The 17,853-nt window shown below is 39.8% G+C and carries 19 protein-coding genes; 6 read left to right on the forward strand and 13 right to left on the reverse strand.

Annotation, left to right across the window (positions count from 1 at the left end):
• Positions 1-341: 341 nt before the first annotated feature.
• From WKU33_RS13100 to WKU33_RS13120, 5 genes are all read right to left on the reverse strand, one after another.
• Positions 342-863 carry a hypothetical protein gene (locus WKU33_RS13100; protein WP_340455030.1) on the reverse strand — a complete coding sequence of 174 codons (522 nt, stop codon included), beginning with the start codon at positions 861-863 and terminating at the stop codon, positions 342-344.
• Positions 864-892: 29 nt separating this feature from the next.
• Positions 893-1,504 carry a DUF2812 domain-containing protein gene (locus WKU33_RS13105; RefSeq protein ID WP_340455031.1) on the reverse strand — a complete coding sequence of 204 codons (612 nt, stop codon included), beginning with the start codon at positions 1,502-1,504 and terminating at the stop codon, positions 893-895.
• Complete coding sequence (locus WKU33_RS13110) at positions 1,497-1,844, reverse strand: PadR family transcriptional regulator (protein ID WP_340455033.1); 348 nt, start codon at positions 1,842-1,844, stop codon at positions 1,497-1,499. The genes WKU33_RS13105 and WKU33_RS13110 overlap by 8 nt, the downstream gene beginning before the upstream one ends.
• Positions 1,845-2,064: 220 nt before the next feature.
• A complete protein-coding gene (locus tag WKU33_RS13115; protein WP_340455036.1) occupies positions 2,065-2,853 on the reverse strand; it encodes a YibE/F family protein in 789 nt (262 codons plus the stop codon).
• Positions 2,850-3,968 carry a YibE/F family protein gene (locus WKU33_RS13120; protein ID WP_340455081.1) on the reverse strand — a complete coding sequence of 373 codons (1,119 nt, stop codon included), beginning with the start codon at positions 3,966-3,968 and terminating at the stop codon, positions 2,850-2,852. The genes WKU33_RS13115 and WKU33_RS13120 overlap by 4 nt, the downstream gene beginning before the upstream one ends.
• Before the next feature lie 138 nt (positions 3,969-4,106).
• On the opposite strand from WKU33_RS13120, the gene WKU33_RS13125 reads away from it, so the two are divergent.
• The 3 genes from WKU33_RS13125 to WKU33_RS13135 are packed head-to-tail and all read left to right on the forward strand — an operon-like array spanning position 4,107 to position 4,930.
• Positions 4,107-4,307: a helix-turn-helix transcriptional regulator gene (locus WKU33_RS13125; protein WP_188857892.1), complete on the forward strand. Its 201-nt coding sequence runs from the start codon at positions 4,107-4,109 to the stop codon at positions 4,305-4,307.
• A gap of 27 nt (positions 4,308-4,334) precedes the next feature.
• Complete coding sequence (locus WKU33_RS13130; protein WP_340455037.1) at positions 4,335-4,721, forward strand: permease; 387 nt, start codon at positions 4,335-4,337, stop codon at positions 4,719-4,721.
• Between the two features lie 20 nt (positions 4,722-4,741).
• Positions 4,742-4,930: a hypothetical protein gene (locus tag WKU33_RS13135; RefSeq protein WP_340455039.1), complete on the forward strand. Its 189-nt coding sequence runs from the start codon at positions 4,742-4,744 to the stop codon at positions 4,928-4,930.
• 99 nt (positions 4,931-5,029) lie between these two features.
• On the opposite strand, the gene WKU33_RS13140 is transcribed toward WKU33_RS13135, so the two are convergent.
• Genes WKU33_RS13140 through WKU33_RS13150 form a run of 3 tightly spaced genes read right to left on the reverse strand, consistent with a single transcriptional unit; the run spans position 5,030 to position 6,985 of the window.
• Positions 5,030-5,428 (reverse strand): VOC family protein, encoded by a 399-nt coding sequence (locus WKU33_RS13140; RefSeq protein ID WP_340455040.1) that lies wholly within the window; start codon positions 5,426-5,428, stop codon positions 5,030-5,032.
• Between the two features lie 41 nt (positions 5,429-5,469).
• Complete coding sequence (locus WKU33_RS13145) at positions 5,470-6,003, reverse strand: GNAT family N-acetyltransferase (protein ID WP_340455042.1); 534 nt, start codon at positions 6,001-6,003, stop codon at positions 5,470-5,472.
• 25 nt (positions 6,004-6,028) lie between these two features.
• Positions 6,029-6,985 carry a tRNA dihydrouridine synthase gene (locus tag WKU33_RS13150; protein WP_340455044.1) on the reverse strand — a complete coding sequence of 319 codons (957 nt, stop codon included), beginning with the start codon at positions 6,983-6,985 and terminating at the stop codon, positions 6,029-6,031.
• 766 nt (positions 6,986-7,751) lie between these two features.
• On the opposite strand from WKU33_RS13150, the gene WKU33_RS13155 reads away from it, so the two are divergent.
• The 3 genes from WKU33_RS13155 (at position 7,752) to WKU33_RS13165 (ending at position 11,533) form a co-directional block, all read left to right on the forward strand.
• Positions 7,752-9,332 (forward strand): sensor histidine kinase, encoded by a 1,581-nt coding sequence (locus WKU33_RS13155; protein WP_340455046.1) that lies wholly within the window; start codon positions 7,752-7,754, stop codon positions 9,330-9,332.
• Positions 9,333-9,336: 4 nt separating this feature from the next.
• The gene (locus WKU33_RS13160) at positions 9,337-10,050 is read left to right on the forward strand and encodes a response regulator (RefSeq protein ID WP_340455048.1); all 714 of its coding nucleotides are present in this window, start codon (positions 9,337-9,339) and stop codon (positions 10,048-10,050) included.
• A 151-nt stretch (positions 10,051-10,201) separates the two neighbouring features.
• Positions 10,202-11,533 carry a CitMHS family transporter gene (locus WKU33_RS13165; protein WP_340455050.1) on the forward strand — a complete coding sequence of 444 codons (1,332 nt, stop codon included), beginning with the start codon at positions 10,202-10,204 and terminating at the stop codon, positions 11,531-11,533.
• A 143-nt stretch (positions 11,534-11,676) separates the two neighbouring features.
• Here the strand turns inward: WKU33_RS13165 and WKU33_RS13170 are convergent, their stop codons facing one another.
• The 5 genes from WKU33_RS13170 to WKU33_RS13190 all read right to left on the reverse strand — a co-directional run bounded on the left by WKU33_RS13170 (position 11,677) and on the right by WKU33_RS13190 (position 17,732).
• Complete coding sequence (locus WKU33_RS13170; protein ID WP_340455052.1) at positions 11,677-12,456, reverse strand: Cof-type HAD-IIB family hydrolase; 780 nt, start codon at positions 12,454-12,456, stop codon at positions 11,677-11,679.
• Positions 12,457-12,607: 151 nt separating this feature from the next.
• Positions 12,608-14,032, reverse strand: a complete 1,425-nt coding sequence (gene gnd, locus WKU33_RS13175) for a decarboxylating NADP(+)-dependent phosphogluconate dehydrogenase (RefSeq protein ID WP_340455053.1) — start codon at positions 14,030-14,032, stop codon at positions 12,608-12,610.
• 31 nt (positions 14,033-14,063) lie between these two features.
• On the reverse strand, positions 14,064-15,413 hold the full coding sequence (locus WKU33_RS13180; RefSeq protein WP_340455083.1) for a GntP family permease: 1,350 nt from the start codon (positions 15,411-15,413) through the stop codon (positions 14,064-14,066).
• A gap of 29 nt (positions 15,414-15,442) precedes the next feature.
• A complete protein-coding gene (gntK, locus tag WKU33_RS13185; RefSeq protein ID WP_156856587.1) occupies positions 15,443-17,020 on the reverse strand; it encodes a gluconokinase in 1,578 nt (525 codons plus the stop codon).
• Positions 17,013-17,732 carry an FCD domain-containing protein gene (locus WKU33_RS13190; protein ID WP_188857955.1) on the reverse strand — a complete coding sequence of 240 codons (720 nt, stop codon included), beginning with the start codon at positions 17,730-17,732 and terminating at the stop codon, positions 17,013-17,015. The genes gntK and WKU33_RS13190 overlap by 8 nt, the downstream gene beginning before the upstream one ends.
• Positions 17,733-17,853: the final 121 nt, after the last annotated feature.

Genomic DNA, 17,853 nt, shown 5'->3' on the forward strand with positions numbered 1-17,853 from the left:
GGAAGAGTTACCATCCTTCCCTTTTCCATTATTTTGGATCCTGTATAAATTCGACAAACTAACATCAACTAAAAAATTATTTTCTAATGTCTACAAGCATTCTTACCTTACAGTGATGGAGGACTATCAGGAAGTGTCACTGAAAGAATCACATTAGCTGGAAGAAGTAATCGTTACAGAGGATACGACCGCCTTTTTTAAAGATAATGATTATTACACGACCGTAATCAATCGGATTACAAAGAATAGCCATGTTCCGACAGTAGTTAAAATGGAGGAGACAAAGATAAGTTGGCAAATGAAAAAGGCATTACCATTATCGGTGTCTTTATTATATATGACTATTCCATTAATATCTCAATCTCATCTAGATTATCCTCATACAAATCATCCAGCAGCTGATTTCCAAGCTCCGTATATGCTTCCGGGTTATCCTCAAGTTCCCCAATCATTTCACTGATATATGCCATAACATAATGACTCATTTCCTGCGTCCGCTCAAAATATTTCTCTGGCTCCATGTTGAATTTCTTTGCCTGTGCTTCCGCAAAATCACGCGTTCCATTGGCAATTTCCGTATCACTATCTTCTGCCGGATATACATCCTGCACATGAACAGTAGGCTCTTCTGATATATCTAACTGCATGGCTTTTGCTTCTTGCATTGCCAATTTTCCTTTGATTGTTCCCTCTAAATTATCGAGGATTTGGTCATCAGGATATAAAAAGCGCAACTCGCCAACTGTCAGCTCCTCTCCTCTGATAATCGCCGCTACATCTTTATCATCATATTTAGTAGCTTCCTGGCATCCTGCTAGCAAAATAAAACAACAAAGTAGTGTGAAACTGATTATTCTTCTCATGGTTTAGCTCCCTTTGCTCCATACTTCATTCATTTTGTATATTGTGCGTACAGTTTATTCGACTTATAACCGAAGAATAAATATAAGATGATTGTTATCGGGATGAAGCACCAAGCGAAACCGCGCATGAGTGCAAAGGGTGTTTCAAAAAGAAAAGCAAACCAAAATGCCGTTCCCGTTTTATCCCATAAACCTGGCGTGAAATAGAGCGCTTTCGGGTTAATAAACGCCTCAAAGTCGATAATATCCGTCACATAAAATATGGCTAACAAGGGGAAAAAACTATAAGCTGATTCGAGACTGACCCTCGCATATCTTTTATATCGTACAGCCTTTGATGCTTGATCGGAAAAAATATCATCTTCAGCGGTATCATCCATCTTTTGAAAGTATTGGAATCCAGAGCTCCTGGTACCAGCGAGATGTTTCCAGCCGCTGTCTTCAAACATGGTGCAATAATCAATATAGTCCTCTTTGTTCTTGAATACCCTGTAATCAATCTTAATCGTTGTCTTTTCAGGCTCCCCTCGCCTAAATTGATACCCGAAAGATACACGCTGTAAATGGTATCCATCACTTGCCATTTGCGCTAGCCACTTTTCTTCCTTTTCAAAATCGATGAAAAGCTTAAACCTATACATTTTCCATCCCTCGATTCTCATACTCTCGCAAAGCTAATGATTGTTCCGTAATATGGACAAGATGCTTCATACGTTCGCAATCCAATCGCAATACTTCAATCCCTTTTTCCGTAATGACATATGTTTTTCTTCGTTTGTCTGTACTTTTCACTGATTTAATTAATTCCTGTTTTAACAAATTTTCAATTGCCCCATACATTGTCCCCGCAGCAATTTTTACCGTCTGATTACTCAACTCCTCGACCTTTTGCATCATAATGTATCCATGAGCAGGTTCAAGTAACGATAATAAAATATAATACGTTGTTTCCGTTAAAGGTAAATACTTATTTAAATCCATTTCTTTTATCGCTCCAATATTTCGACTTAAACTATACAGCTTGATTATATAGTTTAAGTTTATACAGTTGGACTGTATAAGTCAATAAAAAGTAAACAATTGGTTTATATTTTTAACCAAACTAAAAGAGAGCTTCTTAATAAGATAAGCTCTCTATTAACCAAAAAACAGTGGGAAAACTCATCAACAGATGATGTTACCCACTGTTTTCCATACGTATTTATTCTCCCTGTTTTTGCAACGCATCTTGCTCCCTCTTCTTCACTAAATAATACGAATTAATCCAGGAAGCAATCGGAATGATCATCGCTATCCCAATACCAGCACTCAAGATAATGAGGAGCTCCGAGTTGAAGATTTTCGAATTGGCAATTTCACCAATCGAGTATTCCATGTCTTTCACCCATAATAACAACGCCAAATATCCACCAAAGAAGGCGAAAAACAATGTATTTGTATTCGATCCTAAAATATCCCTGCCAATCCGTATACCAGAAATGAATAAATCTTTCTTCGTAATGCCTGGATTTTGATCAAATATTTCCTGCATCGGTGAAGTAATGGAAATAGCGACATCCGTAATCGCACCGATTGTACTCACAATAATCATCGCTGCTGCTATCTTCACGAAATCCAGTCCGATATAGAGAGAGAATAACGTACTCAACTCCTCTACCTGCTCTTCACTAAACCCTTGGATCATTAATTTATCCGTCATGATATAAATAAGCAGAACTAGGAAAACAATCGTTATTACCGTAGACAAGAAAGCTGTCTTTGTCTTGCTATTTACTTCATTGATGTAAAACAGATTGATACAACTGATGATTGCACAGGCGATTAAAATCAAGATAATTGGGTTCATCGCAGGATCCAACAGGAAAAATACGGTAAGGATCAGAACCGCAAAGTTTAGAAACAACGAAATAAATGACCGTAACCCTTTTCTCCCGCCAATGAGCACCATTAGGATAAACAAAATGGCGGATAGTACCACTAATACATTCATACGCGTCCCCTCTTCCGGTTAACAAAAAAGATAGAGATATACAGACCGATTGGAATCGCCAAAACGATCCCTATACCGCCTGCGAGTGCCCTAGCTAATTCAAGCGACAGGTTCATTGAAAGGGTAAATCCCCACAAGGAAGCATTTTTCAAAAATAAGAGAAGCATAGGAATGGAGCCACTTATATAGGCGAAAAATAAAATATTGGTCATCGTCCCCATGATATCTCTCCCAATATGCAGACCAGATTTTTTCAATGTCTTATTATCGATCGCATGATTATTCTCATACATTTCAAAAACAGACGACGACATCGTAATCGCAACATCCATAACAGCCCCAAGCGATCCGATTAATAATCCTGCCAAGAAAACTGGCTTGTACGGACGGCTGAGAAAATCAATTTCTTCATACCTCAGACCATTCTCACCTGTCAACCAAAGGACAGCGTACGTAATGAAAAATGAAATAAACGTTCCTAACAGTGTTGCAATAATCGCGGCATACGTCTTTTCATTAAAGCCATTAATCAACAATAAAGACGTAATCGTAAATAAAACAACAGTGACGCCACAAATAATCAGTAAGCCAATATTGGAATTCTCTACATAAATATCCAGTGCGTAAGATAAAATTGCTGCATTAAGTATCAGGCTAATAATGGAGAAGAATCCCTGCCTCTTTCCAATGAGGAGCAAGATAAAGATAAAAATCCAGACAATCGGGAGTATATGCTTATCCCGCTTTACATCTTGAATCGTACCTGTTAGTTCTCCACCTTTTCCAGTATCTGCATCTATCCAGACAAATAATTCGTCGCCTTCTTTATACGCTTGATCAAAGGCTCCGGACGCCGAATATTCATTGATTAAATGGATGGAACGGTTCTTTTCTGCGCCATTTTTCACTTCTGCTTCAATGGATTGTGTAAATAAGCGATCCTCGTTTCCATAAGCATCAACTACGTCGTTAGATTCTTCCAAATGTGCTTCCATTACTTTAGCTATTGGTCTGTCGTAAAAGGAATAATTATTGTTCACAAATAGAAGCGATCCGATTAAAAGAACCGCCAGACTTATATAAAAAATAACTTGTTTATAGGTTATATTTTTCAGATTCAATTTTAAACCCCTCCAGAATAAGACCCAGTATATCAAATTCGGTTTGTGTGTGGCAATTCTCTTTTTTGTAAAGGGTACTTGACGTCAAGCACCCTTTACATTAAACTGATATTGAAAGCAGGTGGTTCTAATTTGAAAAATAAATTAGTTGAATATAGACAAGAGTTCGGGTACTCACAGGAAAAGCTTGCAGAGGCTCTCGAGGTCTCCAGGCAGACCATCATCTCCATTGAGAAAGGGAAATACAATCCCTCCTTGCCACTTGCTTTAAAGATGGCAAAAATATTTAAGACGAATGTGGAAAGTATTTTTAGCTTGGAAGAAGATGACTAATACAGAAAATTTAAAGGAGGAATCAAGATGGAGAATAAAGATTATATGCCAAGGACTTATTTCATACTGGGGGTTTTAAACTTACTCTTATTTGGCTTCACTGCATTCATAGCATTCATGGCAAAAGCCGCTCCGCCTCATATAACGTATTTATTGTTTGCTTTTACGGTTATGTCTTTTTCACTCAGCTATTTGTATAATCATTTAAAAGAGAATGATGAACGTGCTAAAATGATCAGGCAAAAAGGGATGTTTTACAGTTATTTTGCTCTCTTGTTTTATTATTTTATCCTTATATTGATTATAGAGTTCGACATTTTTCCTTTAACTGCTATCGATGTTCTTTATGTCTTGATCATGCTAACAATAAGTACGATATTTATTTCTCAGGTTATTTTAGCAAAAAGAAATTAGATTAATAGTGAGGGGTGAGTATGATTATACAATGGGAGATTATCACAGGATTTCTTGCCATTTGGGGAATATCTTATCTTTTATTTCGTAAGTATTATGATAAGAAAAAAGGATTATCCAAGAAAGGATTTATTCTATTTTTCACTGCTATGTTTGTGTTATTCGTGATTATGGGTATAGTAGGATTTCTAGCTGGCAGGAATAGCTGAGAAATAAATAACCCGCTTAAGAACTGTTTTTCTCATCTTAAGCGGATTTATTCTGTTTTCATTACCTAATTGTTCAATTATAGCCTCTAAGCTTATTAGTTATGGAAGATTAATTTGCCAAGAAACTCCAAACCGGTCATTAACCCAGCCAAATTTCCTGCTGAAGCCATAATTATCAAGTGGCATCAACGCTTGTCCACCTTCCAGTAGCTCTTCATATAGGCTGGTAAGCTCCTCTTCCGTGTCACAATCAACAAAAATGGAGAACGATGGAGTAAAGGTAAACTGATGCTTGATATTGCTGTCAATGCACATGAACGTTTGCCCTTTTAAAGTGAAGGTTGCCTGCATGACCGTTCCTTCATCACCACCAGGTTCATTTGCCCCGTATCGGGTAATACTTGTAATTTCAGAATCCTTGATTAGTGATGTATAGAAATTCATCGCTTCTTCCGCCTTACCATCTTGAAACATGAGAAATGGTGTAACTTTCGTCATTCATAATCAACCCCTTGAAATTTTTCGTTGGCTTGGTCTAATTATTCCAAGAACACGTTCGGATATTCAACGGTTCCCGAAAACCGTTGGAGTGCCTTCTCCTTTAGTTCAATAACCATAAACGCTTCATCTGGAACGTCAAAAGGGGCGTTTATTTCCAATTCAGATGCCTTCCTAAATCCGAATTTCGGATAGTATTTCGGATGACCCAAGACAATAACCGACTGATATTCAAGCTCTTTCGCTCGCTTCAAAGCTTCAAAAATTAATTGTCTTCCTATCCCTCTATTTTGATAATCGGGTAAGACAGAGACCGGCGCGAGAGCAAGGGATTCTATATTTTGTTCGCTATTTTTAATTTTTATTTTGGATAACAAAATATGCCCTACGATTTTTTCATTTGCATCTACGGCAACTAGCGATAACTCAGGAATAAATGCATTGCTTTTTCTAATTCTTGAGACTAGCTTATGTTCCCTTTTATCACTATATTCTGCATCAACAAATGCACGCTGCACAACTTTCTCAGTTAATTCGTAATCCTCGGCATCTTCCTGCCTTATAGTAAAATTCATCATGTAACACTCCAATTTTCCAGCGTCAATTTAATTGAAAGCGATCAAGCAATACCCGCACTTCATCTGTTGTTTCCGTACTCATCAATTCATGCCTTAATTCACTCGAGCCACGGAACTCCCGAACATAAATTTTAAAGAAACGACGGAGCGGTTTGAAGGAACGCGGCTCGATTTCCGAATACTTATCAAAGAGATCGAGATGCAACCTTAGCAGATTGAGCAATTCCTCCGGGCTGTGATCTTTCTTTTCTTTTTCAAAAGCAAACGGATTCTTAAAAATTCCGCGCCCAATCATGACCCCATCCACACCATACCGTTCTACAAGCTCCAAGCCAGTTTGACGATCGGGAATATCACCATTGATGGTAAGCAGTGTATTTGGAGCAACTTCATCACGAAGTTTTTTAATCTCTGGAATCATCTCCCAGTGTGCATCCACCTTACTCATTTCTTTTCTAGTACGTAAGTGAATGGACAAGTTCACGATATCCTGCTCAAAGATATGTGTCAGCCAGTCACGCCACTCTTCAACTCTCGTATAACCAAGCCGTGTCTTCACACTAACGGGAAGGCCCCCTGCTTTCGCTGCTTGTATTACTTCGGCAGCAACTTCCGGATGACGAATCAAGCCCGCTCCCTTTCCATTTGCTGCCACGTTCGGTACCGGACAACCCATGTTGATATCAATTCCGCGGAAGCCTGCTTCAGCCATGCCAATACTCATTTCGCGGAAGTGTTCCGGTTTATTCCCCCATATATGAGCGACAATCGGCTGTTCATCTTCCGTAAATGTCAAACGACCACGAACACTTTGCTTCCCCTCTGGGTGACAATAGCTTTCTGTGTTCGTAAACTCCGTGAAAAACACGTCAGGCCGTGCTGCTTCACTCACCACATGACGGAATACAACATCCGTCACATCTTCCATCGGTGCCAATATAAAAAACGGCTTCGGTAGTTCATGCCAAAAATTATCCATTGTATTAAAGTCCTTTCATCATCGGATTCGAGAAAATAATTCCCTTGTCCGTAAAAAATCAAAAAATATCTTCATTACCTTTACACTTATACCACGTTTAAGCCTCTATTTTCAACTAGAGTAAACCGAGTTGTTTTAGACATTATTTGACTCTTGAATTAAACTATATATTAAGACTAAAATATTTTTGACGATCTGTTCATTGAACTGCAAACTATTTTCGGATCCTAAATGAAAAGGAGGCTGGGACATAACTTCTTAGTATGGTTATAAATCCGAACAAATGATAAGAAAGAGCATCAACAACCGCTCCGGGAATATACTACGCTTTCCGCAGGCGGCTGGTGAGCCTCCTCGGGCTGCCGCCCTGCGGGGTCTCACCAATGCCTTTCCTCCTGCTGGAGTCTCCGTATATTCCCGGAGCTAGTTAGCAGTTTTGTCCGGATTTAATTCATATTAGAATAGTTATGTCCCAGCCTCTTTCATGTCTTAAAAGCTCTCACACTTCCTAATATGATAAAGTGAAACTCATTCAGTGGGGTTTCCTTACCACCCCCACTGAATGTTAGTTGAACAGAATCAGGTATTACGGACTGCATATCCCCCACCTTAACATTTTGGCTCTCCCTCTTGTTTAGAGGTGGGGGTATTACAGACCGTTAATACGTGATAAACTAATAGAAATATATTTAAAATGGATGGAGTCAAAACAATGAATCCAATTCCTCATCAAACTAAACAAAATCGGCTAAGGATCCGGTTTAATTTGAAAGCAAAGATGATTATGCTAATCAGCATTTTGATTATCAGTATCTTTATTGTCTTTGCCTTCTTTCTTCATGACTTTATTTCAAATACGACTGAGGATCAGGTCGGTAAGCGGGCACTCAGTGTTGCGAAGACGGTCGCAACTATTCCCGAACTAAGAGAGGCTTTTCAATCGGATAATCCTGCAGCGGTTATTCAAGAAATTGTGATGCCAATTCAAGACGTTACAGAAGCAGAATTTATTGTTATTGGCAACACAGAAAGCGTCCGCTACTTCCACCCCGATTCCGCGAAGATTGGCAAAAAAATGGTCGGTGAAGATAATGACCGGGCTTTATTACATGGAGAATCATACATATCGGAAGCAGAAGGATCACTAGGCGAATCCATTCGAGGAAAAACCCCTGTCTACTCCGAGGACGGTGAGATTATTGGAATTGTTTCGGTCGGATTTATGATTGATGACATTCGGGAAATTATCAAAAAGCAAAATTACGAGTTATGGCTTACGATTTCAATTATTATTTTACTCGGAGTCATTGGAGCAATTCTGATTGCGACCTATATTAAAAAACTATTATTCAATCTGGAACCGGAAGAAATCTCAAACTTAATGATTGAAAAGGAAGCCATTTTACAATCGACACATGAAGGAATTATTGCTATCGATAATAAGGCTCGCATTACGATGATGAATACTTCCGCACTACATTTATTACAAGAACCGTTTATCGAGGATCATTATATCGGTAAATCTCTTCAAGCCATTCTCCCCGAGTTCAATGTGCCAAGCTTGCTTAGAGACAACAAGTGCATGCACGACATCGAGGTCGTAATGGGTAAAAATGTGTTTCTCGTGAACCAAACACCAATGTATCAAAAAGACGCGAAAATCGGGACAGTACTAACATTCCGTGACAAGACGGAACTCGAAGGAGTTATTCATGAGTTATCAAGGGTGAAGCAATATGCCGATGCGCAACGGGCACAAAACCATGAATTCTCCAATAAATTATATACGATTCTCGGCATGCTGCAGCTGAAGCAGTATGACGAAGCGATTGACTTTATAAAAAGAAATCGGGAGACATGGGATAAATGGGATCAATTTTTAACCGATCACTTCACCGATCCGATTATCCATGCGATTTTACAAGGGAAATGGAATCAGGCGAATGAGCTTGGGGTGAAGTTGAGCGTTCATCCCGATAGTGAGTTATCCTATCGTTTTTCTGAAATAGAAAAGGATGTATTGTTAACCGTACTTGGTAATTTGATAGAGAACGCGATTGAAGCGGTAAAAAATGAGGCCCCAGAGAAGCGAAAGGTATCAGTATTTTTTACAGATATAGGTGAGGACATCTTAATAGAGGTGGAAGATTCTGGTCCAGGTATTAAAGCCTCACATATTCCAAAAGTTTTTGACCAGGGCTTCTCTACAAAAAATGGAACGAATCGCGGGATTGGTCTTGCTTTGTCCAATCAAGCAATCCAGCGGATCAACGGTGAAATCATCCTGGAAGATGGTGACATGGGTGGGGCTTGCTTCGTCATCATGATACCGAAAAGAGAGGGGTGACAAGGTGAAAGAGAACTATCAGGTTTTAATTGTTAAAGATGACTTTCGGATTGCAAATATTCACAAGCAGTTTATCGAAAACACGGAAGGATTTATCGTTCGTGCTTCCGTCAAGACCGGCGAGGAAGCATTAAACTTTCTTAAAGAGAGCAGCAATGTTCCCGATATTGTGCTTCTAGATATCTACATTCCTGACGTAGAAGGTCTTGATTTGTTCTGGGAGATTCGTAGTACATATAGAGATACGGATATTATCATTGTCACCGCAGCTGATGAAGTGAACACGATCCAAGAAACGGTGCGGGGCGGGGTGTTTGACTACATTATAAAACCGGTAGATATGGATAGATTCGAGCGGACATTAAACAGATTTAAAGAAAGAAGAGGTTTTCTTGAATCTAAAGAAGTGCTAGGCCAGGATGAGATTGACACTTATATTTTGCCTAAGTCCCTTCCTAAGCATAATAGCGAGAACTTACCTAAAGGGATTGATGCTATTACGTTAAATGAAATTACAACCTTACTAGAAACAGAACTTACAAGGGGAATTACTGCCGTCGAACTTAGTAAGCAAATCGGCATGAGCCGCTCCACCGCTCGCCGTTACTTAGAATACCTCGTTAGTATCAAGCAAATAGAAATGAGGTTGAAATATGGAACGGTCGGCCGCCCAGAGCGAAAATACTTCCTCCGTGAAACTTATGAACAAAATGAGTAATATATAAATTATTCTTTTTATGCAAGAAATATTTCTTTCCCTCTTTCCGTATGGTAAATTTTTAAAAAGCTAATCTTACGGAAAGCTACATTAATATGCGAGCGCTTACAGCATATAAGGACAGCTTGTATATGGTCAGGGGGAGAAAAATATGAGTTTGAGTATCATTGGATTTTTAACTATTTTGATTATCGTATTATTATTAATTACCAACAAGGTAACACCTGTCGTAGCGATGGTACTTGTCCCATTAATCGCTGCTGTGATTGCAGGATTTGGCTTTGCTGAAATTGGTGACTTTTTCTCTAAGGGAATTCTAACCGTCATGAATGTTGCCATTATGTTTATTTTTGCGATTCTATTCTTTGGTGTGATGCAAGACGCGGGTTTATTCGATCCATTAATCCGTACCTTGATTAAATGGACAAAAGGAAACGTTATTACCGTGAGTGTCGGTACGGTCATTATCGCGGCAATCGCTCATCTCGATGGTGCTGGGGCATCCACATTTCTCATTACAATTCCTGCCCTGCTCCCATTGTATAAACATTTGAAGATGAATCCATATTTACTACTGCTGTTGATTGGCGGTAGCGCGAGTATTATGAACATGGTGCCCTGGGCAGGACCATTAGGACGAACCGCTTCGGTATTAAACGTTGATGTAACTGAATTGTGGCGTCCCTTAATTTTAATTCAGGCAATTGGAATCGTTTTAATGGTTATTCTAGCAGTATTTCTCGGTATAAGGGAACAACGAAGAATCAGTAAAAAGTATGGCTTGGTAAGCGCAGAAGAAGCAGCGGCTGCAGTAGACAAAGTGAATGGGGATTCGGATCAGTCAAAAGTGGAAGGATCACTCGCACGACCAAAGTTAATCTGGGTTAATGCGATTCTTTTTCTATCTGTTATCGGTGTTCTTGTCTGGGGAATTATTCCAGCAGGATTCGCATTCATGATTGGGCTTAGTATTGCACTTCCGCTGAACTATCCAGATGTAAAACAGCAATCAGACCGGATAAAGGAACATGCACCTAGCGCCCTCACTATGGCAACGATTATCCTTGCTGCCGGGTCATTTCTTGGTATTTTAACGGAAACGGGAATGCTTAACTCGATTGCAGCTGATCTTGTAACAATCATTCCGGCATTTATTGCGCCATATTTACATTTAATCATTGGTTTCTTCGGGGTGCCATTCGATTTATTATTAAGTACAGACGCCTATTATTTTGCGTTACTCCCTGTTGTTGACCAAATGGCTGTCGGGTTTGGCATTGATTCATTGTCTACCGCCTACGCCATGATAATTGGAAATATTGTCGGTACATTCGTCAGTCCCTTCTCGCCCGCACTTTGGCTTGCACTTGGACTCGCTGGACTCGAGATGGGGAAACACATCCGTTATTCTTTGTTCTGGATGTGGGGAATTAGTATTGTGTTGTTAATTATTGCTGTGTTGGTTGGAGTTGTTGCTATATAATACAGGTAAAGTTTAAAAACGAAGTCTCGCTTTAGGCAGACTTCGTTTTTTTAATCCGTATCCTTATATATTCTTGTTAATCAGATATGCTGTACTTCATAATCTTTAGTTCGCATACTTCACTAATTTTTTCAGTAACTAAATCACAACAAGCCTGTCATCTTCAGACCATGATAGATACCGTCATCATCAACGGAGTGCGTAACATACTTTGCAGCTAATTTTATCACTTCTTCTGCATTTCCCATTGCAACACTATTTTCAATTGAACTTAACATTTCCAAATCGTTCAATCCATCTCCAAAGGCATATTGTCTTTCGCGCGGAATCTCAAGTTTTTCAACCATTTTTTCAATCCCTATAGCCTTCGATCCGCCCTTTGGAACGACATCCACTGATACAGGATGCCATCTTACAAAATCAAAATCTTTAAATTCCCTTTCATACTGTTTTTCCTCTCCTTCTGCACAAAATAGCAGCGTTTGGTACAGCGCACGATCTTGATAATAATAAGGGTCATGCGTTGGGAATTGATTAATTTTTAAACTGGCAATACTTTCGTTAATATACGGATGTTCCGGGACATTTGCCCGCATATCTTCGTGATCCATATACACAACGGGATGATTATTGTGTAGGGCTTTCTCTGTAAAGTTTAACAGAGAAGACTTATTTAAAGGATTCGTATAGATCACTTCCCCCTCTAAAACGACGTATTGTCCGTTATAGCTCACATAAGAATGAATCCCCAACTCTTCCCGCAAATCAGCATACATAAATGGAGCCCTTCCTGTAGCAATCGCGACTACATGACCTTTTTCTTTTAATTGAAATATTGCTTCTTTTGCTGTGGCTGGCAACTCTTTGTGATGGTCAAGCAATGTCCCATCTATATCAAAGAAAATTACGCTTTGTTCAGTCACTCTCTCGTCCTCCTTTCACCTGTATTTAGAAATAAGAACACTCGTGACTTCAGTCATAAGAGGTTCAAACTGTCCCTCTTTCAATCAACTTCTTCTTAAACGACCACCTGCTAAAGCTGGTGGTCGTTTAAGCGTAAATTCAAAAGGTTTTCTAATCCCTGCTCATGGGATCTGTTCCCCATTCCGTATGGAAAACTCCTGCTTTATCAACACGTTTATACGTATGGGCACCAAAGTAATCCCGTTGTGCCTGAATCAATTCAGCTCCGTTCCTTGGAGAACGATAACCATCATAAAATGATAAAGAAGAACTTAGACACGGAATGGACAAGCCGTTTTCCATCGCTTTCATGACAACCTTTCTTAATGCCCCCTCATAATCATTCGCCTTTTCCTGAAAATAAGGCGCCCGCAATATATTTTTCAATTCCGGATCTGCTTGAAATGCCTGACTTACTGACTCGAGGAATTCAGCCTGGATAATGCAGCCTCCCCTGAAAATGAGTGCGATTTCGTCCAACTGCAAGTCCCATCCATAATGTTCAGCGGCTTGCTTGTATTGCATAAATCCTTGAGCATACGTACAGATTTTCCCCATGAATAATGCTTCTTTGACAAGATTGATCCAATAATCTTTATCCGAAATCTCCAATTCCATTTTCGGTCCTGCTAAATAGTTTGCCGCTTCCACACGTTCATCTTTTAAAGAAGAGAGATATCTCGCAAAAACCGACTCCGTAATAATCGAAGCAGGAACACCAATATCTAACGCATCTTTACTTGTCCACTTCCCAGTGCCTTTCTGTCCAGCCTTATCTAGTATAACATCGATAATTGGCTGAGATGTTTCCGGATCATCATAATTCAATATATCGCTCGTAATTTCTATTAGATAACTCTTCAATTCCCATTCATTCCACTCAGCAAAAATATCTGCTATCTCTTTGACATCAAGACCGATGATTTTCCGCAGAATTTGGTAAGCTTCCGATATTAGCTGCATGTCGGCATATTCGATGCCATTATGGACCATTTTCACGTAATGGCCTGACCCTTCTGTCCCGATATAGGAGCAGCAAGGTTTACCATTGACCTTTGCAGCTATCTTTTCAAGGATCGGCGCCACTTTATCATATACATCTTTTTCACCGCTCGGCATCAGAGCAGGTCCATTCAATGCACCGGTCTCTCCGCCAGATACTCCAACACTCAGGAAATTGATACCTAATTTCTTCAATGAATGGAACCGTCTTGTTGAATCTTGAAAGTTGGCATTCCCACCATCCATAATAATATCTCCCTTATCAAGTAAAGGGACAATCGAGTTGATGACTGAATCTGTAATACTTCCTGCTGTCACCATAAGAAATATTTTCCTTGGTTTCTCTAATGAATCAATAAATTGTTCCAAATCTTCATATGCCGCCGCATTCTGATGAGGGAAATCCTCAATAAATCGCTTCGTCAAATCAGGAGTATAGTTGTAAAGCGCAACACGTTCACCATTATTCAGCATGTTTTTTGCGAGGCTTGATCCCATAACTCCTAGACCAAATATACCGATTGAATGACGCAATATTTACAAGTCCTTTCATTATTTAAGTATTTTACACAAAGATACTTAATAGTAAAATGAAACCTAACCCGACTACCGAAATGATTGTTTCAAGCAAGGTCCAAGTTGAAAATGTCTCTTTCATCGTCAAACCAAAGAACTCCTTAAACATCCAGAATCCCGCATCGTTTACATGGGAAGCGATGACACTACCCGCTCCAGTTGCGAGAACCATCAGCGCAAGGTTGACATCAGACCCTTGCATCAAGGGGATGACCAATCCAGCTGTCGTCAATGCCGCGACTGTAGCTGAACCAAGTGCAATTCTTAAGATGGCTGCAATAAGCCAAGCTAATATGAGCGGAGATAAATTGCTGCCTGCAAAGATATCTGCTACTGCATCACCAACTCCGCCGTCAATCAATACTTGCTTAAATACTCCGCCACCCCCAATGATTAAGAGCATCATTCCAATGGAACGGATCGATTCTTCCGCAGAGGCCATAACCTGCTTCATCGGAATTTGCCGGGCAACCCCCATCGTATAAACTGCAATCAGAACTGAAATCAACAGTGCTGTCGTCGGTTCACCAATCAAGTGGATAATATCGATAAACACGTTGCCTGGTATATTCCAAATGTCCTCTAATAACTGGACAATTGTGGCTAATGCCATTAAAATAACCGGGAATAAAGCTGTCATAACACTTACACCGAAACCTGGAGTATCTTCCAGTTTGAATTCCTTAACCTCACCGACAGCCTTGATGTCGCCTGTTTTTTCAAAAGCTTCCGGGACTAACTTTCTTGCTACTCTAGTGAATAATGGACCTGCTATAATCGCAGTAGGAACCGCAATAATGAACCCATACACCAGCACCATACCAATATTTGCATCATACTGCTGAGCAATCACCGTCGGTCCTGGATGTGGCGGCAAGAACCCGTGAGTAACCGACAAGGCAGTGGCCATCGGTATTCCCAAATAAAGAATGGAAACTCTTAACTGCTTTGCAATCTGATAGACAATAGGAATAAGTAACACAAGACCTACTTCAAAGAATAAAGCAATACCAATGATGAATGATGCAATCACTACAGCCCACTGGATATTCTTTTCGCCAAACCGATTGATCAAAGTCATCGCGATCCGCTGAGCACCCCCGGCATCTGCAACAAGCTTACCAAGAATAGCACCGAATCCAAAGATTAACGCGATGCTGCCAAGTGTTCCGCCCATCCCACTCTCAATCGAATCAACGATATCGCCGAGTGGCATACCTAAAGCAAGAGCCACCAAGAAGGAGACGATAACTAAAGAAATAAATGTGTTCAAGTTCAGTTTCATGATAAGGATCAGTAGGACAATAACTCCCAAAGCAACAACGAGCAACGGATACATATTTCCAGCTAAAGACATGTGATTCACTCCTAATATTTTTTATTTAAATGACCTTCGTCATTTTTTTGTGTATTCTTCTGATACTCCGAAAGATTCTTGTATTCTTGTTCGAGAACTCTCGATATATTGATGAATATCGGAATAAGTTTACGATATACTTCTTCGTTAGCTGCGTTTGGTGTATGTTTATAAGTTGCACCAATCAGATCTTGGACAACATCAAAAGAGTTTATTTTCTTTTCAGCGTAAAGCCCCAATAAACATGCTCCAAGACAGGATGATTCATAACTTTCCGGAATGATTACCTCTTGATCAAATATGTCGGCCATCATCTGCCGCCATACTTTTGAACGGGAAAACCCGCCAGTTGCCTTAATGGAAGTGACCGGTGTATCCATAACTTCCGTCAAAGCTAAAAATACAGTGTATAGATTGAAAATAACTCCTTCCAAAGCAGCACGTATCATGTGTTCTTTCTTATGATTCAATGTCAGGCCAATAAAGGACCCCTTAACATCTGCACTCCATAGTGGCGCTCGTTCACCAGCTAAGAATGGATGGAACAGGAGCCCATTTGCACCTGGTTCAACACCATCAGCAATCCGAGTCAAGACATCGTATGCATCAATCCCCAATCGGTTGGCAGTCTCCACTTCACTTGCGGCAAGCTCATCGCGAATCCAGCGCAACACCATCCCGCCATTGTTGACTGGACCACCGATAACCCAATGATCCTCTGTCAAGGCATAACAGAAAATACGTCCTTTTGCATCTGTTTTCGGTTCTGGAATGACCGTTCTGATTGCTCCACTCGTGCCAATCGTGACAGCAACCTCTCCCTCACCGATAGCATTCACACCAATGTTTGACAGGACACCATCACTTGCACCGATGACAAAGCGAGTTGACTCCGAAATTCCCATCTCTTTCGCTAATACCGGATGACAACCTGTAAAAATCTCTTGAGTCGAAACGAGACGCGATAGCTTGGATTCGTCTATACCAGCAACTGAAAGGGCACGTTCTTCCCATGTCAACGTTTTCAGGTTCATCATTCCCATAGCTGAGGCTATTGAATAGTCAACTACATATTCATCGAAGAATTTATGGAAAATGTATTCTTTGATTCCGATATATTTCTTCGTTTTACGTGCTATCTCTATTTTTTCATGTTCTATCCAGGCAATTTTACTGAGAGGAGACATTGGATGGATCGGTGTCCCTGTTTTCAAATAGATATCATGCCCATCATGTTCTTCCTTTATCTTCTCTGCCCATTCAGAACTTCTATTGTCTGCCCAAGTGATACAAGGTGTCAGCGGTCGATCATTTTCATCCATAGCAATAACGCTGTGCATCGCACTGCTGAACGAAATAAATGATAGTTTTTCCGGGTCTATCTTCGAGCGGCGCATGACATTTGCAATTGACAATACAACGGCTTGGAATATTTCCTCGGGATCTTGTTCTGCCGTTAAAATATCAGGGGTATGCAGTTTGTAACCATTATTTTCCTCAGCAATAATTTCTCCAGTCTCTCGAAATAAAACTGCTTTCGTGCTCGTTGTTCCAATATCAACACCAAGCATAAATCTATTTTCATCCATCATAATCTCTCGCTTTCTTCATCATTTCCGCATTCGTCCACAGTTCTTCCACCCGGTTCTGTACATCACCGAAATTACTGTAAAATGCTTTGTCCATCAGTTTGCTATCTTTCGTGGACAGCGCTTCAATAATAAGTTCATGATTTTCCAGTATCCGGTCGAAATCCTCATAATTAACCTTGCTCCTATACCTCATCGATAATAGGATGAGACATTCCATAACTGGTCTCAATTGATTCCAAACCATTAAAATTTGCTGGTGGTTAATTGATTTTATAATGATTTCATGAAACTCGATATCCTTAAAGGAAAATTCATCAACATCCCCGTATTTGATGGCAATCTTCATCATTTCCAGGACTTTCCTCAATTCATTCAACAACGCGTCATTATGCGACACGAGCAACCGCCCTGTGACAAACGTTTCAATCAAAAGTCTAATATCATATATTTCCTCAATATCTTTTTCAGAGATGCCAATAACAATTGCTCCCATCCTTCCCAAACGAACGAGACCTTCCCTTTCCAATACTTTCAAAGCTTCTCTGACTGGGGAGCGACTTACCTGATATTCCTTTGCTATCTGATTTTCCGATAGAACGCTTTCTTTTGGGATATCTTGGGAAATAATCCGTATTCTCAATTCGGAAACAAGTCTTTCTCCCATCGAATTAGTCGATGATAATAAACGATCAGGATAAAGCCTTTTCATAGACATATATTTATCAGCTCCTTATTGGAAATCAACATACAAAATACATGAATACTTGTATACAAGTATAATCCTATCCTATCATATCATATATTGTTATGCAAAGAAAACGGATTCAACC

It is taken from the genome of Oceanobacillus sp. HCA-5259, assembly GCF_037892815.1.
In the GTDB taxonomy this organism is placed as follows: Bacteria; Bacillota; Bacilli; order Bacillales; family Amphibacillaceae; genus Oceanobacillus; species Oceanobacillus indicireducens.